General features: G+C 65.6%; 15 protein-coding genes. 12 read left to right on the top strand and 3 right to left on the bottom strand.

Annotated elements, in window-relative coordinates:
* Positions 1-16: 16 nt before the first annotated feature.
* On the bottom strand, positions 17-3,256 hold the full coding sequence (locus NT151_08185; GenBank protein ID MCX6538896.1) for a glycosyl hydrolase: 3,240 nt from the start codon (positions 3,254-3,256) through the stop codon (positions 17-19).
* A 245-nt stretch (positions 3,257-3,501) separates the two neighbouring features.
* Between NT151_08185 and NT151_08190 the strand changes: the two genes are divergently transcribed.
* Positions 3,502-4,605: a hypothetical protein gene (locus NT151_08190; GenBank protein MCX6538897.1), complete on the top strand. Its 1,104-nt coding sequence runs from the start codon at positions 3,502-3,504 to the stop codon at positions 4,603-4,605.
* A 51-nt stretch (positions 4,606-4,656) separates the two neighbouring features.
* Positions 4,657-5,811, top strand: a complete 1,155-nt coding sequence (locus tag NT151_08195) for a 4-phosphoerythronate dehydrogenase (GenBank protein MCX6538898.1) — start codon at positions 4,657-4,659, stop codon at positions 5,809-5,811.
* A gap of 29 nt (positions 5,812-5,840) precedes the next feature.
* Here NT151_08195 and NT151_08200 read toward each other — a convergent pair whose 3' ends face one another.
* Positions 5,841-9,626, bottom strand: a complete 3,786-nt coding sequence (locus NT151_08200; protein MCX6538899.1) for a response regulator — start codon at positions 9,624-9,626, stop codon at positions 5,841-5,843.
* Between the two features lie 206 nt (positions 9,627-9,832).
* Between NT151_08200 and NT151_08205 the strand changes: the two genes are divergently transcribed.
* The 8 genes from NT151_08205 (at position 9,833) to pepT (ending at position 18,316) form a co-directional block, all read left to right on the top strand.
* Complete coding sequence (locus NT151_08205; GenBank protein ID MCX6538900.1) at positions 9,833-10,249, top strand: gluconate 2-dehydrogenase subunit 3 family protein; 417 nt, start codon at positions 9,833-9,835, stop codon at positions 10,247-10,249.
* On the top strand, positions 10,230-11,738 hold the full coding sequence (locus NT151_08210) for a GMC family oxidoreductase (GenBank protein ID MCX6538901.1): 1,509 nt from the start codon (positions 10,230-10,232) through the stop codon (positions 11,736-11,738). Before NT151_08205 ends, NT151_08210 begins: the two co-directional genes overlap by 20 nt.
* A complete protein-coding gene (locus NT151_08215; GenBank protein ID MCX6538902.1) occupies positions 11,735-13,459 on the top strand; it encodes a thiamine pyrophosphate-binding protein in 1,725 nt (574 codons plus the stop codon). Before NT151_08210 ends, NT151_08215 begins: the two co-directional genes overlap by 4 nt.
* Before the next feature lie 58 nt (positions 13,460-13,517).
* Positions 13,518-14,522, top strand: a complete 1,005-nt coding sequence (locus tag NT151_08220; GenBank protein MCX6538903.1) for an energy-coupling factor ABC transporter permease — start codon at positions 13,518-13,520, stop codon at positions 14,520-14,522.
* Between the two features lie 88 nt (positions 14,523-14,610).
* Positions 14,611-15,141, top strand: a complete 531-nt coding sequence (locus tag NT151_08225; protein ID MCX6538904.1) for a hypothetical protein — start codon at positions 14,611-14,613, stop codon at positions 15,139-15,141.
* On the top strand, positions 15,138-15,917 hold the full coding sequence (locus NT151_08230; GenBank protein MCX6538905.1) for an ABC transporter ATP-binding protein: 780 nt from the start codon (positions 15,138-15,140) through the stop codon (positions 15,915-15,917). The genes NT151_08225 and NT151_08230 overlap by 4 nt, the downstream gene beginning before the upstream one ends.
* 83 nt (positions 15,918-16,000) lie before the next feature.
* The gene (locus NT151_08235) at positions 16,001-17,014 is read left to right on the top strand and encodes a threonine/serine dehydratase (GenBank protein ID MCX6538906.1); all 1,014 of its coding nucleotides are present in this window, start codon (positions 16,001-16,003) and stop codon (positions 17,012-17,014) included.
* 27 nt (positions 17,015-17,041) lie between these two features.
* Positions 17,042-18,316 (top strand): peptidase T, encoded by a 1,275-nt coding sequence (gene pepT / locus NT151_08240; GenBank protein MCX6538907.1) that lies wholly within the window; start codon positions 17,042-17,044, stop codon positions 18,314-18,316.
* Positions 18,317-18,415: 99 nt separating this feature from the next.
* Here the strand turns inward: pepT and NT151_08245 are convergent, their stop codons facing one another.
* The gene (locus NT151_08245) at positions 18,416-20,359 is read right to left on the bottom strand and encodes an AAA family ATPase (protein MCX6538908.1); all 1,944 of its coding nucleotides are present in this window, start codon (positions 20,357-20,359) and stop codon (positions 18,416-18,418) included.
* Between the two features lie 328 nt (positions 20,360-20,687).
* On the opposite strand from NT151_08245, the gene NT151_08250 reads away from it, so the two are divergent.
* Together NT151_08250 and dctP are read left to right on the top strand one after the other, a co-directional pair.
* Positions 20,688-21,602, top strand: a complete 915-nt coding sequence (locus NT151_08250; protein ID MCX6538909.1) for a TRAP transporter TatT component family protein — start codon at positions 20,688-20,690, stop codon at positions 21,600-21,602.
* Positions 21,603-21,614: 12 nt separating this feature from the next.
* A complete protein-coding gene (dctP, locus tag NT151_08255; protein ID MCX6538910.1) occupies positions 21,615-22,676 on the top strand; it encodes a TRAP transporter substrate-binding protein DctP in 1,062 nt (353 codons plus the stop codon).

The following is a 22,676-nucleotide window of genomic DNA, read 5'->3' on the forward strand; positions in this document are numbered from 1 at the left end:
ACCTCGTGCAGCCGGGTTACTTCTCTGTGACGGGCTCCAGTCCCAGCCGGCGCGCCTCCGTGTTGAACGCGACGAGATCTCTGACGAGGGCCTGCGTCAGCCGATCGGTCTGCACCCTCAACTCCGCAACCAGGTCCTTGAAGATCGGTTCCGCGTTGCCGATGGGCCGACCGTCCCCGCGGCTCACCACCGACAGCAGCGAGGCCAGACGGTTGTTGAGTTTGATCGGGAAGTTGAGCGGATCCTGCCCGCTCTGGTTCTTCACCTGGTAGATCTCCTGTTCGACCGCGCTCAGGCCGTCCGTCAGTTTCCCGCCCGCGGTTTTCAGTGTGGCGTCAGGTGATTTCGAGAGCCGATCAGCGACCTGCGCTTTGATCGCTCGAATCCGGATGACCGCGTAATTGGCTTCGCTCGTCTTGTCGCGAATCTGGATCGCGAGATCGAACTGGGCCTGCAGATCCGCGTCGGTCACCTCCTTGAACAGCGGATGACGCCTGACCTTGAACGACTGCGTCTGCGTCCTGCCATCCGCCGTCAGCCTCAGCTGGTAGGTCCCGGGCGCCGCCATCGGCCCGGTCACACCGCCGCCCCACAGGATCATGCCGGGAAACGACGTCGCGCTCGGGTACCGCAGGTCCCAGGTGGCGCTCTGCAATCCGACGCCCGTGGCGAGCGGCGCAAGCGCGCCTGCGCCTCCCCGACCACGCCCGCCACCGGCCTGCCCCGCCGTAGCCGCAGGCGAAGGCGGGCCCGCACCGGCTTCGGGTGCGCCTGCCTGTCCGCCGCGACCGCTCGCCGCCGCGGCTCCGGCTGCCGGCGTGCTGTCGAAGCTGCGCACGACGGTCCCCGTCTTGTCGAGCACGTCGATCTTCACGCTCTTGACCGGACGCTTGACCCAGTATCGGATCGTCGCCCCGCTGAACGACCGGATCGGATCGTCGGGCGCAAACAGGACCACATCCGGCTCCTGAGCGGCGGCCGCGTTGAACTGCCGGAGCGGGGCGATGTCGTCGAGAATCCAGAAGGATCGACCGTGCGTGGCAATGGCCAGGTCCGTCTCCTCCACCCACAGGTCGGACACCTGCACGTCAGGCAGATTCAGCGAGAGCGACTGCCATGTGTCACCGTCATCGTATGAGTAGTACACGCCGTGCTGCGTACCCGCATAGAGCATCGCGCGCCGCTTGTGGTCCTCGCGAATGGTGTGGGTGAAGTCGTTGGGCTTGAGCCCGTTGATGATTTTCGTCCACGTCTTGCCGAAGTCGTGCGTCCGGAAGAGGTACGGCGCATGGTCGCCCAGCAGGGGGCGCTTCACCGCGGCGTAGGCCGTGCCCGCATCGAAGGCCGACGCATCGATGATGCTGACGCGCCCGAAGTCGGGCATGCCGGGCGGGGTCACGTTGGTCCATGTCTTGCCGCCATCGCGGGTGACATGAATCATCCCGTCGTCTGAGCCAGTCCAGATGACGTTGACGTCGACTTTCGAAGGCGCCAGGGTAAAAACCGTCGCGTACACTTCTGGCCCGTTCATATCCCGGGTGATCGGCCCCCCGGAGGGCCCGAGCGTCTTCGGATCATGCCGCGTCAGGTCGCCGCTGATCTTCGTCCACGTCTGCCCGCCGTTGGTCGTTTTCCACACGTGCTGCGTCGCGGTAAAGAGGACCGTCGGATCGACGGGAGAGAAGACGATCGGAAAGGTCCACTGGACACGCTCGACGAGCGCGCTCGATGGTTCACCCGAGAACATGCGCGGATAGGGATGCACCTCGCGGCTCTGGCCCGTGCGGCGATTGGTCCACACGAGAAACGACCCGTTGTTGCCGCCCGAGAAGAACACGTCGGGGTCCTTCGGATCGGGCGCAATGAAGGCGGGTTCGGCACCGCCGGGGCTGTAGGCGAGCGACTGCGGCGTGGCGGCCGCGCCGCCCCGGCCTCCGCCGCCTCCGCGGCCTCCACCCCCTGGCATCTCATTCGGGAGACACACCGTGCTGCCATCCTGCTGGGCACCGCAGACGTGATACGGCAGGTGCTTCGTCGTGATGACGTGGTAGTACTGCGCTGTCGGATAATCGCGCGCGGTGAAGGGCTGCGCGCCAGTGTAGGTGACGGCGCCACCGCTGTCGCTCGCGTGGAGAATGTGCTTCGAGTCGGCTGGGTCGATCCACAGATCGTGTGAATCGCCGCCCGCAAAACTGGTGAGGGTCTTGCCGCCGTCGGTTGACTTGAACGTCCCGACATTGAGGGCATAGACCACATCCCGGATGTTGGGATCCGCGGTGATGTGCGTATAGTAGAAGGCCCGTTGCCGGATATTGCGGCCACTGTTCACCAGTTGCCACGTCGCGCCGCCATCGTCCGAACTGAAGAGCCCCCCGTTCTCGTGTTCGACAATCGCGTACACCCGGTTCGAGTCCGCGCCTGAGACCGACACGCCGATGCGGCCGACCACGCCTGGCGGCAGTCCGGGGTTGTGGGTGATCTCGGTCCAGGTCTCTCCGCCGTCGGTCGACTTGAAGAGGCCGCTTCCGGGACCGCCGCTCGACATCTGGTACTCAACCCGGTACGCCTCCCACAATGACGCGAAGATCACGTTCGGATTACGCCGGTCAATCCAGAGATCGGCCGCGCCCGTCTTGTCGTTGCGGAAGAGGACCTTTCGCCACGTCGTGCCGCCGTCGGTGCTTTTAAAGACGCCGCGCTCGGCGTTGGGCACGCCGTGCTTGCCGAACGCCGCCACGAACACGATGTCCGGATTGGTCGGGTGGATGCGGATCTTCGAGATGTTCTCGGTCTCGCGCAGGCCAACGTGCGCCCACGTCTTGCCGGCGTCAGTGGACTTGTACACACCATCGCCGGGCTGGACGTCGCCGCGAATGCACGCCTCGCCGGTGCCGATGAACACGACATCAGGTTTGGTTTCGGCCACCGCCACGGCACCAACCGATGAGCTGGTCATCTGGCCATCAGTCACCGGTGCCCAGTTCTCGCCACCGTCCGTCGTCTTCCAGAGCCCTCCACCAGTGGCGCCGAAGTACCCGTCTTTCGGCCGTCCGACGACACCGGAGACTGTGAGCGAGCGGCCGCCCCGATCGGGGCCGATGCTGCGCCACTTGAAGGCCGCGAGCAGCGCCTGGTCGGCGCCAGTCGCGGCGTTCGCCTGTGGCGGCTCGGCCCGCAGCGCGAGACCAAAGAACCCGGAAACCGCGAGGGCAGTCAACACGATGAGGCAGACGACCAAGTGACGGGCTCGCACCATGACGGATCCTCCTGGGGAAAGTAGACGAATTCTATCTCAACCGACCGGCGCCGGATGTTTGTGTGCAAACGCGCCGTGCAATCCGGCAGGTGCCGGCTCCGGGGTTCCGTATAATCCGTGTCGATGCCGAGCGGCCACGCTTCATGCCCGACTGACGCACTCACCACGGTGATGGCGGTGCACACGCCTGCGGTGTCGGGCCGAGGCTCGCCCAGGCGAACGACGGAAGACTGCGAGGAGATGCCATGCGAATGAGGCGGGCGGCAACAGCTGTCGTACTTCTGGCGGTCGGCGTGAACCTGCGCGCGCAGGAGACAGCAGGGCCGCGCCCATCGACGTTCCAGCAGGAAGAGTTGAGTGTGGCCGAGCGGCGCACTGCCATCAACGGGGCGCTGGCGCGGGTCTCGGACCCGACCATGCGATCGGTCGTGAGCGGCCCGACACCGACCTTTCTGCTCGAGGCCGGGGCAACGTCGAAGACCGCAGCGGCTCGCGTCGGGTTCCAGTATCGGGACCTTCTGCTCGACCTGAAACTGCAGGGCCTGGTCGACAGCAACAGCGGGCAGGCGGTGCTGGCCGACCTCGGTGGGCTGCGCAACAAGTCGACGGCGGAGTTCGGCGTCCTGTGGGCCAGTTACCCGCGGAGCATTCCGCTGCGCCTCCTCGAGGCCGCCTGCGCCAACTACGAATCAACGTCACGGCAGGCCCTCGCGCCTGCACGATGCACCATGCCGGAGTTGCGCGCCGCTAAACGGGAGGCGATGTCGGGCGCGCCCGGCGAACCCGCAGAACCACTGGTAGATAGCGTCTTGCGTCTTCTCGAACCGCGGCGCCTCTTTCTGGCCGGGCTGAGCTACAAGGTCGGGCCTGAACGGTTTACGTTTGCGCCGACGCTATCCGCCGCCGGCGCGAGCGAAAGCCGGATGAACTGGTCGGTCTCAGCGCGAGCAGGCCTCGTCACCGGTCCGACCTTGTCGATTGGTGCCGAGTACCTGCACGAAGTCGACCATGACGCCGCCGAGATCCGGCACATCTGTGTCCCGGTCGACGGCGCCGACATCCTGGAGTGCTCTGACAAGGTGGTGGGCGCGCCCACAGGGCGTCATCGGGAAATTGCACGGGTGGAACTCCGGAAGTTCCTGGGCTCCAGGCTCGCGGTGAATCCGCGCTTTTCGGTCAACATGGCGTCCGGGACGATCGGCTTCGACGTGCCGCTGTACTTCCTCCAGAGCGGCAAGGGCGGGCTGGCCGGCGGTGTGACCGTGGGATGGCGGCGATCACGCACGGACGGCCACACGCTGGAGGTGCAGGCCTTTGTCGGCCAGGTGTTCGGCCTCATCCTTAAGTGACCATCCCCCACCGCCTATCGCCTCACGCCCCGCGCCTAGTAGAATCCCTTCGTGGCCGCCGTGACCATTCTGGCCGACGAGAACATCCCCTTCGCGCGCGAGGCGTTTGCGACGCTCGGCGAGGTACGCCTGTCGCACGGGCGCCGGATCACGCGCGATCATCTTCGTGATGTCGACCTGCTCGTCGTCCGTTCCGTCACTCGCGTGGACGAGCCATTGCTGGCCGGCACCCGCGTACGATTCGTGGGCACGGCCACGTCGGGCTATGACCACGTGGTGGTCGATGATCTCGCACGGCGGGATATCGCGTTCTACGTCGCGCTCGGCTGCAACGCCAACGCGGTGGCCGAATACATGGCAACGGCATGGCTGACGCTGGCTCGCCGTCGCGGATGTTCGCTCGCCGGCCGACACGTAGGCGTCATCGGCGTCGGGCACGTCGGGTCGCTGGTCGTAGATAAGGTCAGGGCGTTCGGCATGGTGCCGGTCCTGAACGACCCGCCAAAGGCGCGCGACACCGGGAGCGACACCTACCGTCCGATCGACGAACTCCTCGACTGCGACATCATCACGTGTCACACGCCACTGACGTACGACGGGCCGGATCCCACGTATCGGCTCATTGGCGAGGGTTTCTTCTCGGGCCTGAAGCAGGGCGCGTGGTTCTGCAGCACCGGGAGGGGTGAGGTGGTCGACGAGGTGGCACTCGATCGCGCGCTGGATCGGGGTCGCCTCGGCGCGACGATTCTCGATGTGTGGGACCACGAGCCGGCCATCGACGGACGGCTCGTCGCGCGTGTCGACATCGGCACGCCGCACATCGCCGGGTATTCGCTCGAAGGCAAGCTCAACGGCACGGCCATGGTGTACGACGCCGCCTGCCGCTTCCTCGGGGTCGAGCCGAGTTGGAACGCCACAGCGGCGGCGCCGCCGCCGCCCGTCCCGCAGCTCACCATCGCCGCCGCGGGACGAGACGAGGTGGACGTGCTGGCGGAAGCTGTTACGGCCGTGTATCCGATCGCGCGCGACCACGAGGCGCTACGCCGAACGGCGGAGATGACACCTGTCGAACGTGGTCTGGTCTTCGACGACTTGCGCAGGACATATCCGATGCGCCGGGAGTTCCGTCAGACGGCGGTCGCGGTGACCGGCGGTTCGTCCGTACTCGCCAGCATGCTGCGCGGACTCCAGTTCCGCACGTCCTGACGCGTCGGCTGGGCGTGGGGCGACCGGAACTACGGAACGGGGTTGTCGAGTTGCTCCCGGACTTTGTTGGCCAGGGCTGCCGGCGTAAACGGTTTGGCGAGAAACGCGAACGGCCCGGCTCCGACTTCCTGGCGGAACACCTGGTCGTCGGTGTAGCCCGAGACGAACAGCACCTTCAGATCGGGCCGGCGGGACCGCAGATGGCTGGCCAGTTCGGTCCCCCGCATCTGCGGCATCACGATGTCGGTCACGAGCATGTCGATTGGTCCCTGATGCGCCGCTTCGAACTGCAGGGCGTCCGAACCGCTTGCCGCTTCGAACACCTCATAACCGCGCTGGCGCAGGATCGTGGCCGCAAGCCTGCGCACCTGCACCTCGTCTTCCACCAGCAGCACCACCTCGCGCCCCCTGGGCAACTCGGCCTGCGTCTCGGGCATCTCCGCGGGCTGGTCCTGGACCCGGGCCACGGGCAGGTCGATGTGAAACGCCGTGCCGCGACCTGACGCGGTGTCGATAGTGATCTGCCCCCGCGCCTGCTTGACGATGCCATAGCAGGTCGCCAGACCGAGCCCGGTTCCCTTGCCGGCTTCCTTCGTCGTGAAAAACGGGTCGAACACGTGAGCGGCCGTGTGGGCATCCATGCCGGTGCCCGTATCAACCACCGACAGCCTGACGTACGCGCCCGGAGGCGTGTCCGGCTCACGCGTCGGGTCGCTCTCCGCAATCCCGACGTTCGCGGTGCGAAGCGTCAGCGTGCCACCGTTCGGCATCGCGTCTCGCGCATTGACCGCCATATTAACCAGCACTTGTTCGATTTGCGCAGGATCGACAAACACGGCCGCGGCATCAGGCGTCATGATCGTCACCAGCTCGACGTGCTCGCCGATCAGACGCCGCAGCATGCGATCGGTCTTGAGCACCAGGTCGTTGAGATTCGTCGTCCGCGGCTCGACAATCTGCTTGCGGGCGAACGCCAGCAACTGACGGGTGAGCTTTTCCGCGCGCTCGGCCGCAATCCGAATCTGCTCGACCTCGCCGTGGCGCTCGTCCCCGTGCTCCAGGGCATCGTCGAGTAGCGAAGCATTGCCCATGATGACGGTCAAAAGATTGTTGAAGTCGTGCGCAACGCCTCCCGCCAGACGCCCGACGCTCTCCATCTTGTGAGCCTGGCGAAGCTGCGCTTCGAGGCGGCGTTGCGCGGTGACATCGAGGATCTGCCAGACCAGCGCAGGCTTTCCGCCAATCTCGATCCGCGCGGCGTACGTAACGACGTCGGCGACCTCGCCCGACTTGCGGCGCAGCGATGTCTCGACCCAGTGCTGGGCATCAGGGCCGCTGAGAGCCGACACGACCGCAGATCGATCCTCCGGCCGAAGCCACAGGCCAATGTCGGTTGCTGTCCGGCCGATCACCCCGTCGCGCGCGAACCCAAAGTTCCGGACAAACGCCTCGTTGATGTCGACGAAGCGTCCCTCGTCGACCGACGAGATCGCGGAGGCCAGCGGACTGGAATGGAAGATCTGGCTGAACCTCTGCTCTCGTTCCTGGAGCTCGCGGCGATGACGCCGACGGCGAATACCGATGCTGACGGCAAGACCGAGGCTGATGGCACCCAGCGTCGCCATCGGCAGGTAGAACGTCGGGCGAAGATAGAACGGCTGAGCAATGGGCACGGAAATCGTCGTCACTGGCCCGGGGTGCCCAAGCAGGCCTTTCGCCTGGATCCGAACAGCATGGTCTCCCGAGGCGAGCGAGCCGAACCTTCGTGTCCGTTCGGTCGACCACAGGGTCCAGGGGCCGTCATCAATCTGTACGCGAGTCGGCACGTCGGATGACGCAAGCTCGCCCCACCACGCAAACGCACGCCAGCTCACCTGGACCGCGTTCGCTTCGGTCACCGGCGCCTCGTTGATCACGATCGGGGGCGGCGACGGCTTCAGGAGACTGAGAACGGCCAGACCACCGCCGCTGGTCCCGACGTAGGCGTGGTCCGTCTCTGGCAGCACAGGCCACACCCTCGTGCTGCGCAATCCAGCGCCCGCGTCGAATGTGGTCCAGTTGCCGTTCTCGAAAAGCGACAGGCCCCCGAGGCAGGAGACCCACAACCGACCCTTCACATCGGAGCGCACCGCCCAGACGTCATCGCTCGCCAACCCATCGACGCTCGAGAAGTAGCGGAGCGTGTCACCCTGTAACCGGCCAAGGCCCCCCTTGATCTGATGGCCGAACCACACCGTCCCCGACGATTCAATCGCCAGGCTGAATACCCTGTCGACCAGAAGTCCCTCGGCGCTGGCCCAGTGACGCCACTGGCCGCGGTAGAAGCGGCTCAGTCCCCCGCCCGTACCAAACCAGAACGCGCCATCCGGCCCTTCCGCGAAGGCATAGACCCTGCCGTTCTTCAGGCCTTCGGCAACGCCCCAGCGCGCGATGCGGCCGTCGGGCCCGAGCCGAAAGGCACCGGGGCCTTCGGCAGGCGGCGGCCCGCCGGGGCCAGCCGTCGCCGCGATGCCCAGGAACCACACGCCGCCGCTCGAATCAGTGGCCACCCGATGGACGTAGCTGCGGTCCAGCAGGGGGTCGTCGGTCAACCGATGCCAACCCGTCCGATCCAGCCACCGCACGCCAGTAAAACTGGCCCCGCTCGAGATCCAGAGGCGATCGCGTGTGTCCCGTACAACGCCAGTCACCGCGCCGAGGAACTCCCCACCAACCCGATCGATATGTTCGGTGGCGTTGGTGCCCCGCTGCACGCGAACGAGCCCGTTGGCGGTCGCCAGCCACAGGCCGTCGTGGCCGCGATAGATCTCGTTGACGCCGTTGCGGCCGTCGGCCGATGGGAACGACAGGAAGGACCATCGGACGGCCGAATGGATGTAGAGGAACAGGCCGTGGTCCGAGGCCACCCAGACATCGCCATTTGCTCGAACCCCGATCCCGTGCGCGTCAGTGATCTCGGCAAAGCGTGTGGTGAGCGGGCCCCACTCCTGATTACGGAGGACCGTCAGTTCGCCGGTCTGGTGGGCAGCCAGCACATCGCCGTCGCTATCGACGGCCAGCGAGACCGCCTGACTGAGGATCGGCTGGCGAGTTCCCCGCAGAACGTCTGATGCGTCCCACCGCCACAATCCCCGGACCGACTGGGGACTCGGAATGTAGGCCCAGGCCCGCCCGTCTGCCAGTTCAACGACGCTGGAGAGGACGTAGGGATCGGTGACGCGCGGCATCCGCGAGTGCCACGTCGTGCCATCCCAGCGGTACAGCCCGCGATCGGTGCTGATCCACACTCCCGCCTGGCCCGCCTGGTACAAGCTGAGCACGCGGCCAAAGGGTGCAGCGGCCTGGTGCGACCGGAACGTCTTGCCGTCCCATTCGTACAGCGCGCCAGTATCCCCAAGCAATAGCAGCGGGCCCTTGCGCACGCCGGCCATGGCCACCCACTCACGAGCGGCCCCGCGGGTGACGGCCCCTGCTACCCGGACACCGTGTCGGTCGGCGAGCAGGAGTTGGCCCCGGGCGAGCACCGCCACGCCGCTGCCGGAGATGGCCGCCACGTTGGTTGCCCGGTTCTCGTATCCGGCAGGAAGCGCGACGGGGCGCCATCGGAATCCATCGAAGTACGAGATGTCTCCCCGTGTGAGCACCCACAACGTGCCATCGCGGGCGTCGACGACGTCGAGCACCATGTCGGAGGGCAGGCCGTCGCGTGTGGTGAATCGGGACCAACGCCAGAGGTCACCGGGCGCGGCGGTCTGCGCGGCGGCAGACGATGCCAGCAGAGCGGTCAACAACAGAACGCCAATCATCGTCCGCATGTCGGACCCGCGTAATCGGCACGAAGCAGAGCTCATCAGTGCTCGTATCATGCCATAGAAGCGGAGGAGTCTCCCTGTGCCGGGACCCACCATTGGCGTGCCCAAAGCCGGCGACGTCGGAGCCTCGCTCGCTGCCCCGACCTAAACGGTAGGCTCGCGTCGAAGATCGGTTGCGCCAACGGCCCTCTCTCTGGTCCAATACGCGCGTGAGCGTCATCCCCGACAGTCAACGCAATCTGCTGCGCCTGCTTGCCGGACGTCTTGTGCCAGAGTCGGCGCAACGCTCCCGCACCGAGCACGATGAGATGCTCGCGCTTATCGACCAGGCTCTCGCTGACCGGCCGGCCGCCATCCAGCGCCAGTTCTCTCTATTCCTTCACGTGTTGCGTTGGGCACCGGTGGCGCGCTATGGACGCCCGCTCGACCGCCTCGCGCCACAGCAGCAGGATTCCGTGTTGCGCTGGTTCCAGGACTTCCCCGTTCAAGTGATTCGAAGCGGATTCTGGGGTGTCCGCACACTGGTGATGATGAGCTATTACGCCCGCCCCGAAGTGGGCGCATCGATCGGCTACCAACCTTCGGCCGACGGCAACGCGGTGCTCCATGCTCGATCGCGACGCTGACATCGTCATCATCGGCTCCGGCGCGGGTGGTGGCACGGTCGCCAGGGAACTTGCTCCTCTCTGCCGGGATGGCGCGCGCGTCGTGGTCCTCGAGGCGGGTCCCAAACTGCGTGAATCGGAGTTCACGGGCCGCGAGGTCGAAATGGCTCGGCGGCTGTATGTGGATGACGGCGGGTTCCTGACCGAAGACCGCGCCATGACGCTTGCGTTCGGACGAGCCTACGGAGGATCGACGGTCGTCTACACGGGCACATCGTTGACGATCGCCGAGCCGACGCTGGAACGGTGGGGCGTGCCCGGGCTGACGCATGGCGATGTGCTTCGGCGGTCGCAGAAGTACCTGGCGGACAACAACGTCCATCTTCTCGACGAAGAGGACCTCAATGACAACAACCGCCTGTTCGCCGAAGGCTGCCGCACGCTCGGGTATCGCGTCGAGCAGTTCCCGCTGAATCTGAAAGGCTGCACAGGATCGAGCCTGTGTAATCTCGGATGCCCCAGCGGCGCGAAGATGGGCACCCATCGCGTGCAACTGCCGGAGGCCGAACGGCAGGGCGTCAGCGTCGTGACCAACTGTACGGTCGACCGCATCGAAGATCGCGCGGTCGTCGCCACCGTCAGCGAGCGGTCGTACGGCGAGCCGTCCGCCTGGGCTCCGGGTGAGTACCGGGTCCGTGCCAGAGCCGTGGTCGTCTCAGCAGGAGCCATCGGATCACCGGCGCTGATGTTGCGGTCACAACTGCCCGCGCCGCTCCCGGCTCTCGGCCGGTACTTCACGTGCCATCCCGCGCTGATCCTTGTCGCTCAGCACGACCGCCCTATCACCAACTACGCTGGACACCCGAAGAGCTTCTACTGCGATCACTTTGCCGATTCGGAGGGGTTCCTGCTGGAAACGTGCATGTACTTCCCGTTTACGACGGCCAAGAGCCTGACCGGGTTCGGCGCCGAACACAGTCGCTTGATGCGCGCCATGGACCGGCTGCAGATGATTCTCGTGCTGGCAATCGATCCGCCAGAGCCCGATAACCGTGTGCTCGTCGATCGCGAGGGCCGGACGGTGGTGCGCTACTGCTTCACGGACCGGGTCAAACGGTCGCTGGTGCTCGCGATGAGAGCGTCGGCGCGCATTTTCTTTGCAGCAGGCGCGGCCCGGATCCACGCGCCGGCGTCGCCGCAGTTCTTCATCGAGGCCAGCGACGTACATCGAGTCGACGAACTGATCCCACTTGATGGTCTCGTGCTGGGCAAGGTCGCCATCGCGAGCGCGCATCCGATGGGGGGATGCCGCATGGGCTCGAGCCCTACCGAATCGGTCACCGACCATTGGGGCCAGGTCCACGGCGTGCCGTGGCTGTTTGTGGCGGACGGCAGCCTGTTTCCCCGCTGCGCCGAGATCAACCCGTACATAACCATCATGGCACTGGCCGACCGCGTCGCCGAAGGCGTCCGCCGGCAACTGCCGGAACTGCGAGCGCTGTCGTCATGAGGATGCGGGGATCCGATCTGGTCGTACGGGCATTGGAGGATGCGGGGGCACGGTTCGCCTTCGGGATCCCCGGCACCCACAACATCGAGCTGTACGACGCGCTGCATCGGTCACAACAGGTGCTCGCGGTGCTGGTCACCGACGAGCAGAGCGCCGGCTTCATGGCCGACGGCGTCTCGCGCACCTCGTCGAGCGTGGGCGTCGTCAACGTCGTGCCGGGCGCCGGCATCACGCATTGCCTCTCCGGCATAGCAGAGGCCTACCTGGATGGCATTCCGCTGATTGTCCTGGCCTGTGGTATCCGCAACGACACGGGCCGCGCGTATCAACTGCACGACATCGATCAGCTTGCCCTGCTCCGGCCTGTCACAAAGGCATGTCTCACACCGGCGACGCCGGATGACATCTACCAGGTCGTTCGACAGGCGTTTGATCTCGCCCAGGCTGGAACACCGGGTCCGGTCGCCGTCGAGATCCCCGCGAACTTCTATCTGCTGACGCACGAGGTGGCGGCCACGCCGCCCTACAGCGCCGTGGACGCGTCGATGACGGTCGCCCCCGATGCCCTCGCCGAAGCGGCCCGCCTCCTGAATGGCGCGACACGCGTGCTGCTCTATCTCGGATACGGCGCTCGTGACGCGGGGCCCGCGCTGGTCGCCATCGCCGAGAAGCTCGGCTCACCGGCCGCGACGACCATCCAGGGCAAGGGCGTGTTCCCCGAACATCATCCCTTGTGGTTGTGGAACGGCCTCGGTCGTTCCGCGCCTCCGTTTGTCCGGACGGTCGCGGGCCGATGTGACGTCATGCTGGCAATCGGATGCCGGTTTGGAGAGGTCGGCACGGGAAGCTACGGATTCACGCCCCCGGCGACGCTCATCCACGTCGATATCAACCGCGACGTCTTTCATCGCAACTTCCCGGCGACACTGGCCATCGAAGCCGACGCCTCCGCATTCGCGTCGGCACTCCTGCCGCTCATCACGGCCCGTGAGGAATGGGGCGACACCACAGAACACATGGCGGTCGGCCATCGCGACCTTCGTGAGACGTGGCTGCGCGACCGGAGCGAAACGAGTGTGACACCGGCCGTCCTCTTCGACGCGCTCCAGAGCCTGTCGCCCGACGCGATCTATGCCACCGACAGCGGGAACGGGACGTTTCTCGGCATGGAACATCTCAGGCTGGACCTGCCCGGACAGTTTCTCGCCCCGGTGGATTTTTCCTGTATGGGGTATGCGGTGCCAGCGGCCATCGGCGCCAAACTGGCCAACCCGGCTCGCGACGTTGTCGCACTGCCAGGGGATGGCGCACTGTTGATGACCGGGCTGGAACTGGCGACGGCCGCGTCGTACGGCCTCGGCGTCGTGGTCTGCGTGCTGCGCGACGGCGAACTCGCGCAGATTGCCCAGTTTCAGAGAACGGCGCTTGGCGAAGAGGAAAACAGCGTGCTGCCGCCGTTCAAGGTGGACGCGCTGGCCGCCGCCGTTGGCGCCGAGTACGTGGCATGCCGACAGGACGCTCACGTCGCTGGCGCGCTCAATCGAGCATTCGAAGTGGCGCGCGGCGGCAGGCCGGTCGTCGTCGACGTCGCGATCGACTATTCGCGAAAGACGTTCTTCACCAAGGGCGTCGTGGCAACCACGTTTTGGCGATTGCCGTGGGGCGACCGCCTCCGGATGCTTGGACGCGCCGTGTCGCGCAACGTGCGACGTCTCGATTAACTGGGGACGGTTTCAAAACCTGCGTATGCGGCCCGTCACCAGGCCGTCAGAACGGGTTGTGAAACCGGTTCTCCTCTCGCTCCGGCGATGGCCCATCCCCGATGGTATGCTCTTGCGCGTGCACATCCCTGACGGCTTTCTGAGCGTCGGCGTCACCACGGCCACCTGGGCCGCGGCCACCGTCGGCGTGGCCTCCGCGCTTCGGGCGGAGAAGGCCGACAGCCATCCAATGCCAGCCGGCATTCTCGGCGCCACGGCGGCCTTCCTGTTCGCCGCCCAGATGATCAACGTGCCGATCGCGCCCGGCGTCAGCGGCCACCTGGTTGGAAGCGCGCTGGCTGCGGCGCTGCTTGGGCCTTGGCGCGCGCTCGTCGCCATGGCTGTCGTGCTGACCATCCAGGCCGTGCTCTTCCAGGACGGGGGCATCAGCGCGCTCGGCGCCAACATCGTTGATATGGGTGTGGCGGGTGTCGCGGTCGGGTACGCCGTGGCGGCGCTCACCACCCGCTGGTTGAGAAGCCCACGCGGATTTGCCATCGGGGTCGTGGTCGGCGCGTTCGCGGCGACCGTTGCGGCATCCGTCCTGACCGGCGTCTGGCTCGGCCTATCGGGCCTCTATCCGCTCGGGGCCATCGTGCAGGTCATGCTGGTGACGCATGTGGCGATCGGCGTGCTCGAAGCGGCACTGACCGGGGCCATCCTCGTGACCGTGCTGCGGTGGAGACCGGACTTGGTGCGGGGTCTCAACACCAGTCATACGGTGAGCCATCCGGCCGTTGCATTTGTCGGCATCCTTGGCGTGGCTGTCGTGATCGCGGCCTTCATCTCGCCCTTCGCGTCAGCGCTGCCAGACGGTCTCGAGTATGCGGCCGAGCGCCTCGGCTTTGCCGGTCGTGCCCACGCCGCGTGGTCGGCGCCCTTTGCCGAGTACTCGCTTCCATTCGCAGCCTCGGGCCGTGTGGCCACAGCGATCGCCGGAACGCTCGGAACGATCGCGGTGGCCATGCTGGCCTGGCTCATCAGCCGCGGTCTCCGGGCACCGACCGATGCCATACACCGGTAGGCGCCACGGCTTCGTCTTCGCATGCGGGTTGGTCGTCGCGTCTGCCGCGGCCCTTGCGCCGGCAGGCTTGCAGGGGGATCGCCCACCTGTGTGGGCGTGGGGTCTGTGGACGCTTGCCTTCGCTACCGCACTGTGGGCATTTCACAAAGCGGGCCTTCTCGTCGCCGAAGCTCTGCGACGGATCACCTGGCTGACGCCGGTCGTCGCGGTGTTCGCGCTGCCCGCGGCGCTACTCGCACCGACTCGTTCCCGAGGTCTGGTGGCGCTGACCCTTTCGGTGCGCGCGTTGGCGGCGGCCGCCGCAGGCGCCGGTATCGCCACCTGGCTCGGGCCAAGCGGCATCGTCAACGGCACCCGCCACCTGGGTGCGCCGCAACGATTGGTCGATGTGCTCGAGGCGACACTCGCCAGCCTTGCGACTGTGCTGCGGCAGGTCAGAGCCATGCTCCAGGCACGCGAAGCTCGACGCACACGTTTCGGCGCGTGGAGTGACATGTTGACGGAACCGGCAGACACCGTCCGCGGGTTCGGCAGATTGGTGGCCGCGTTGCTCCTCCGCTCACTCGAGCGGGCCGAGGCCCTCGAGCGCGCCCGCCGCGCAAGAGGGCTTGAGCCATGAGCAGCGAGCGTCCGCGGGCTGTCGGCTTCGAGGTCTCCGGCCTCACGTACCACTACCCGGACGGATCGGCTGCGCTCGACGGCATCAGTCTGCGTGTCGACGCCGGAGAACGCGTCGCGCTGCTCGGCCCCAATGGCGCCGGTAAGTCCACGCTGCTCCTGCACGTGGCGGGCCTCCTGCCCGAACGGCGTCGATACCTGCATGTTCACGAACCAGGGGGAACCGCACATCGCCATGGCCTGGTGGGACGGGTCGTGGTTGACGGTACGGAACTGGCGCCCGGCAGCATCAAACGGATCCGCGATCTGGTGGGCATCGTGTTTCAGGATCCCGATGACCAGTTGTTTGGCCTGACGGTTGGTGAGGATGTCGCCTACGGCCCACGGGCCCGCCGCTGGACGGCGACGACGACTGCCCACGCGGTCGAAGAAAGCCTGGCCGCCGTCGGCCTGTCCGGATTCGAGCACCGCTCGCCGCACCATCTCTCGGCCGGCGAAAAGCGCCGCGTGTGTCTTGCCGGCGTGCTGGCGTGTCGTCCCGGCCTGCTCCTGCTCGATGAGCCCTCGTCTGGTCTTGATCCCCGCGGCCGGCGCGGGCTGGCGGAATTGCTGCGCGGCCTGACCGCGACCATCGTCGTGGCGAGCCACGACCTGGGATTCGTCACCGAACTCTGCTCGCGTGCTGTCGTTCTCGACCACGGAGGCATCGTGGCGGACGGATCCGTCGCGGCGATCCTCGGTGATCACGACCTGCTGCTGCGGCACGGTCTGGCCTGAACTTCAGACGGGATTGGGGATTCGGGTTAGCGTTGCCCACCCACTTGGCCCCAACCGGGTCGTCATGACAGAATCTGGCTGCCATGATTGACGGACTCGTCAGCATCGACGCCATTCGCGAAGCGTCCGCCCGCATTCGCCCGCTGGCCCGGGTCACGCCGCTTCTCGAGGTGACCGACGTCAGCGGTGATCTCGAGCCTCCAGGTCCGCTGTTTCTGAAATGTGAGAATCTCCAACGCAGCGGGGCCTTCAAGATTCGTGGCGCCGTCAACATGATGCTCAGGCTCCCCGAATCCGATCGGGCCCGAGGTGTCATCACGTTCTCATCCGGCAACCACGGCATCGCGATGTCGCTGGCCGCGAAACTACTGGGCGTGTCCGCCGTCGTCGTCATGCCGACCACGGCGCCAACCGTCAAAGTAGAGGCGGCCCGCCGGCTGGGTGCGGAAATCGTGTTCGAGGGCACGACGACGATTGAGCGAAAGATCAGAACTGAGAAGCTGGCGGCCGAACGTGGGCTCACCATTGTGCCGCCGTTCGACCACGAGTGGATTGTCGCCGGCCAGGGCACGATGGGACTCGAGATTCTCGAACAGTGCCCGCAGGTGTCAGCTGTCTATGTTCCAGCCAGCGGTGGAGGCATGATCGCGGGCGTCGCCACCGCGATCAAGAGCCTGAACCGGGCCGTGCGAATCATTGGCGTCGAGCCGGCCGGCGCGAACAGGATGACGAAGTCGCTACACGCCGGTCGCCCGGTCACGCTGGATTCGGTCAGCGGCATCGCCGACGGCCTGCTCGCGGTGCGTCCAGGCGATATCACGTTCCGGCACGTGCAGGCCTACGTCGACTACATGATCACCGTGGACGATGCGGCCATCGCGCGTGCGATCCGGTGGCTGTTCGATCACGCAAAACTCGTCGTCGAACCGAGCGGCGCGGCCACGGTCGCCGCCGTGCTCGGTCGCCAGGACGCGTCGTGGTCTCGGGATGGAGCGGCGAGAGTGACCGTCCCGGCGGGAAGCCCGACCGTCGCCGTGCTGAGCGGCGGCAGCGTGGACGCGACCGCATACGGACGGTACATCACCGGCGGGATCTAGCACTCGAAATGGGGTTGGGAGGAAACGATGGCTGAACGAGAAGCCCTGATCGACAGGTTTGTCAGGTACGCGAAGATCGATACCCAGTCGTCGGGGACCTCGACGTCGTACCCGTCCACCGAGAAGCAGAAGGAATTGCTCCGTGTCCTGATAGACGATCTGAAGGCGGCCGGGCTCGACGACGCCGCGATGGACGAGTGGGGCTACGTGATGGCCACGCTTCCATCGAATATCCCCTCAGGGCATCCCGCCCGCGGCAAGGTCCCGACCGTTGGCCTCATCGCCCACGTGGACACGTATCACGAAGTCAGCGGCGCCAACGTCAAACCGCAGATCCATCGCCACTACGACGGCCGCGACATCGTCCTGCCCGGTGATCCGTCGCAGGTCATCCGTGTGGCCGATGAACCCGAACTCGCGGCATGCAAGGGGCTGACGGTCATCACCACCGACGGAACGACGTTGCTCGGCGCCGACGACAAGGCTGGCGTGTCGGTCATCGTCGAGACGCTGTGGCAATTCAAGGAGCACCCATCCCGACTGCACGGCCCCATCCGCGTGGGCTTCACGCCGGACGAAGAGGTGGGCCGCGGCACAGAACATTTCGATGTCGTAAAATTTGGCGCCGCCGTCGCGTACACGATTGACGGGTCCGGCCTGGGTTCGCTCGAAGCCGAGACGTTCTGCGCGGACACGGCGTTTGTGACGGTGACCGGTGCGGACGTGCATCCGGGTTACGCCAAGAATAAGATGGTGAACGCCGTGCGCGTGCTGAGCGCACTGCTGATGGCGTTGCCGCAGCACAAGACGCCCGAGACGACCGAGGGCCGGGAAGGATTCCTGCATCCCATCTCGATCTCCGGCAATACGTCCGAATCGAAGGCGCAGTTGCTCGTCCGCAGCTTCAGCGAGGAAGGTCTGCGCGAACTCGAAGACATCCTGCGCGACACCGCCGCCTTCATGGAGAAGCGGTACACCGGCGCGAAAGTAGCCGTCGAGATCAAGGACGCCTACCGGAACATGAAATACAAACTCGACGCCGTCCCGCATGTCGTCGAGTGCGCCGACCAGGCCGTCCGGCGCGCCGGTCTCGTGCCGCAGCGTCTCCCCGTGCGCGGGGGCACCGACGGATCACGCCTGTCGTTTATGGGACTGCCGACGCCGAACCTCTTCAACGGCTCGATGAACTTCCACGGCAAAAAGGAATGGGTGCCGCTCGAATGGATGGCCAAGTCGGTGGAGACGCTCGGCCATCTCTGCGACATCTGGGTCGAGCGATCTGCATTGGGGACGGTTTCATAACCGGCGAACTGCGGCACATCGTTCCAGTCGATCGCCATCAGCTCTCTCCGGGCCCCTGGGTTCGTTCCGAATCCCGAACCCCGTCTTCTGGCTTCTTCCTCACTCAGCGGCGATGCCGTTCAGGTCGCGAAACAGCTTTTCGAACCGATCGAGCGCCGCGTCGAGATCGGGCAGCGCCAGGCGCAGCGTGGCCGTATTCTCGAACAGATAAGACGCCGGCGCGAAACTGTCGAACTTCGGCGCCCACGGCGGCATGGAGGCGAAGAACCGCTCGACTTCGGCCACGAGCCGATGAGGCGCATCAGCCGGCGCGTCCCCCGGGAGCACGCCCGATTCGCCGAGGTTGAAGGCCCCGGTCACCAGTTCGCGGAACAGGGGACGGCCGAGCATGTCTTCGATCTGCGCGTCGTCCTGATCCACATACAACGCCGGCCTCAGGATCCTTCCGAACTGGAGCACGCCGCGCTCCCACAGGCCCTCGAGCCGGCGCGGGTGGCTCATCAGGCCATCAGTCAGGACCACGATCTTCTGAGCCGCGTTGGCGAAGAGCGCGGCGAACGGCCCGATGCTGTCGAGTCCACCGATCGGCACCAGGCTCCACGCTGGATCGAGATGATCGCGCCCCTGCTGCTGCAACTCACGCGAGAACCACTTCAGGTACAGCACATCGCTGGCGCGGTCGAGCAGCAACGTCTGGGGACCCAACACCGCCCGCCGCGCCACGTCGTACGCCAGCGCCGCCCGGATCGGAAACGACGTGTCCTGGTCGTTGCTCAGGAACCGGTCGCCCACCTTCGTGCCCAGCACCTTGTCGTTGGCGCCCGCGTCTTCGGCGGTTCGCACGCCATCCAGGTGTTCGGGGTCAATCATGAACGGCGAGTGCGTCGTGTAGATCACCTGAAAGTGCGGCAGCAGCTGCTCGCGAATGAACCGCATCATGTCCATCTGCGCGCGGGCGTGCAGGCTGAGGCCCGGCTCGTCGAGCAGCACGATGTAGTCGGATTCGTGCTCGCGCCGGATGTGCGACAACCACACGAGGAAGGAAAAAAACCAGATGAACCCGCTGCTTCGCTCGTCAAAGCTGAGCGTCACGTTGTGCCGCTTGTTCCGGATGCGGGTCCGGAGGATGTAGCCGCTGTTGAACGGCGGGGGATCGTTTGGACGGGCGGCATCACACCGGAACTCGACGTCGAGCGACCGATCCTGGGTCCAGTAGTCGAGCACGTCGCGCGTGATGCGTTGCGACACCGACTCGAGTTCGGCGACCAGGTACTCGAACTGGTCGATCTCCTGCAGATCCTCAGCCGATGTATTCGCGAGTTCGAGCAGCGCCAGGAACACCGAATCGACCACCGTCAGCTGGTTGGCGGCTTTGTGGCGGAGCAGTTCGTCGACGGACACTTCCGCAGGCAGGCGATGGTAATCCGCAAAATAGAGGAACTGCGGCAACCGCTTTTCGAGCACCAGTACGGCTTCATCGTGGACCGTCCCGTGCGGGAAGCGCTGCTGCGCCTCGGCCGCCAGCGCCGACTGGGCCGCCGTCGGGTGCTCGACGTCCTTGACGAGTCTGGTCAGCTCAGCGACCGTCGTCACCGACCACAGGCCCTGCAGTTCCGCCGCGTCGAGCTTGGCCGCCCGGATCAGGTTCGAGACGACTCGACGCTCGTCGACATCGATCTGCCACCGCAAGCGGTTGTCGTAGCCTTTCGACACGACCACCTTGTCGCTGGTGAGCGCGTCGGGCCCAAGCGCGGCCCCGAGCGCCTCGAGATCGCGATCCACGAGCTTCCAGGTGGTCGTCACGACTCGGTCTGGCGCCTTCTGGCGCTTTTGCCGGTAGGACGCCCACCGTCTTCGCGGGTACTCGACGTCTGAGAAATCCCCATCGATCGGCAGAATCGGGTTCACGCGGTACAAGGCCTTCAGCAGCGCCGTCTTGCCCGATTCGTTCTTGCCGACAATTCCGGTGAGTGGCCGAATCGTGAATTCGGTGGAGTCGTCGATGCACTTGAAGTTTTCGACGCGGACAGACTCGAGGATCATGTTCTGGTGGCACTCCCTGGCCGATGGAAGATGTAGTCTGACGGGCGCCAATTGTCAATTGCTAAGTCCTTCGATCCATGAATTCGGCAACGAGTCTATTCACGTAGGACTTAGTGCTGAGCGAGCATAATTCACCGGATCGCCCCGCAAGAACACGAAACTGTCATGGCGAGTCGAAGCAATAACCGAACGGCCCGTCGCCCGGCGGCCCCGTTGGTGTTCGGTTTTCGCCCGCGATCCCGTCCTTAAGGATAGTGGCAACGGCGACGCTCGGATTGGGCGAGGCGCCGGCGGCTGGCATAGAATAGGGGCTCTGTCTGGAGGGCTCATGAGTAACCTGGTCAGGCGATCGCTGCTGCCGCTGTGTTTGTGTGCACTGGCGCTGGTGCATACCGGCTGCTCGATCAAGATGATGGCGATCAACACGCTCGGAAACGCCCTGGCTGAAGGCAGTTCCGGCTTCGCCAAAGACGATGACCCCGAACTGGTTCGGGATGCCGTGCCGTTTGCCCTGAAGACGATCGAAAGCCTGATCGATCAGTCCCCGAAGCACAAGGGTCTGCTGACAGCCGCGTGCAGCGGCTTCACGCAGTACAGCTACGCGTTTATCCAGCAGGAGGCCGACTTCATCGAGGCGCAGGACCTCGAACGGGCCACTGCGATGCGCGCGCGCGCCAAGAAGTTGTACCTGCGCGGTCGCGACTACGGCATCCGGGCATTCGAGGTCGAGTTCCCCGGCTTCGGCGATCAACTCCGCAAGAATACGGATGGCGTGCTGGCCAAGCTGAGCAAGAAGCACGTGCCCCTGCTCTATTACACGGCGGCCGCCTGGGCGGCGGCCTTTGCCATTGATATTGCGGACTCGCGTCTCTCGGTCGAACAGACCTTGTTCGAAAAGATGATGCGGCGGGCCCTGGCGCTGGACGAAACCTACGACCTGGGGTCGCTGCACGACTTCTTCGTTTCGTGGGACGCCGGGCATGCCACCGCCGGGGGCTCGATCAAGAGCGCCCGCGAGCATTTCGAGCGCGCTAACACGCTCGCCCACGGCCAGCGCGTCTCACCGTTTGTGAGCCTGGCCGAATCGGTCTCGGTGAGCGAGCAGAACAAGAAGGAATTCGAGCAACTGCTGAACGAGGCGCTGGCGATCGACATCAGCCTGGCGCCGGAACAGAAACTGGTCAACGTTATCGCCCAGCGGCGCGCGAAGTGGCTGCTGTCGAGGATCAACGAGCTTTTCTAGAGAGACTGGATCATGACCGCATACACAGACAGACGTCTTCATCGATTCGTGTCGGCCGCCCTCGCCGGCGTGCTGATGGTGGCCGTGCTCGGGCTAGCTCCGGCGACGGCCTCGGCCCAGACCATCACGATCAAGATGGCCACGCTGGTCCCGGAAAACTCGTCGTGGTTCCTGGTGCTCAAGGAAGTCGCCGACAAGTGGGGCAAGATCTCGGGCGGCAAGGTCAAGATCATCCTCTACCCGGGCGGTCGCAGGGGCGACGACCCGGACTACGTCCGCGACATGCGGCTGGGAGGATTGCAGGGCGCGGTCCTGACGTCGGTAGGCCTGGCCGAGATCGATCGGAGCATCTACGCGCTGAGCATCCCGATGGCGTTCGACACGTACGAGGAAGTCTACGCCGTGCTCGAGAAGATGCGCCCGCGCATCGAGGCGTCGCTCGAAGCCAAGGGCTTCGTGGTGGTCAACTGGGCGGACGGGGGCTGGGTCCACTACTTCACGAAGTCCCCGGTGGCGACCCCGGACGACCTCAAGAAGTTGAAGCTCTTCAGCTGGGCCGGTGATCCGAAGTCGATCGAGATCTGGAAGTCGCTCGGGTTCAACCCGAGGCCGGCTCCCTTGACCGAATTGATCACAGGTTTGCAGACAGGCCTGTTCGAGGCATTCGGCGCCCCGCCGCAGGTATGCGCCATCGCCCGCTACTACGAGAAGGCCAAGTACATGACCGACATGAATTGGGCGTTGATGCTGGGCGCCACGGTCATCGACAAGGGCACGTGGGCCCAGATTCCGGCCGATATGAAGCCGGCGCTCCTGAATGCGGCGCGCGATGCCGGCGCCAAGCTCCAGGCCGAAATCCGCAGGAGCGGCGAGTCGGACGTGAAGGCCATGCAGTCTGCCGGGCTGAAGGTCGTGCCGGTAGACGCGAAGACCAAGGACCTCTGGCGGAAGATGGTCGAGAGCATCTACCCGAAGCTCCGCGGCGACTACGTGCCAGCCGATATGTTTGACGAATCGCTCAGGTTCCTTGCCGAGTACCGGAAGGCGCACCCGCCCAAGCCGGCCGGGAAGTAG

The sequence above is a fragment of the Acidobacteriota bacterium genome (genome assembly GCA_026393675.1).
In the GTDB taxonomy this organism is placed as follows: domain Bacteria; phylum Acidobacteriota; class Vicinamibacteria; order Vicinamibacterales; family JAKQTR01; genus JBAXOX01.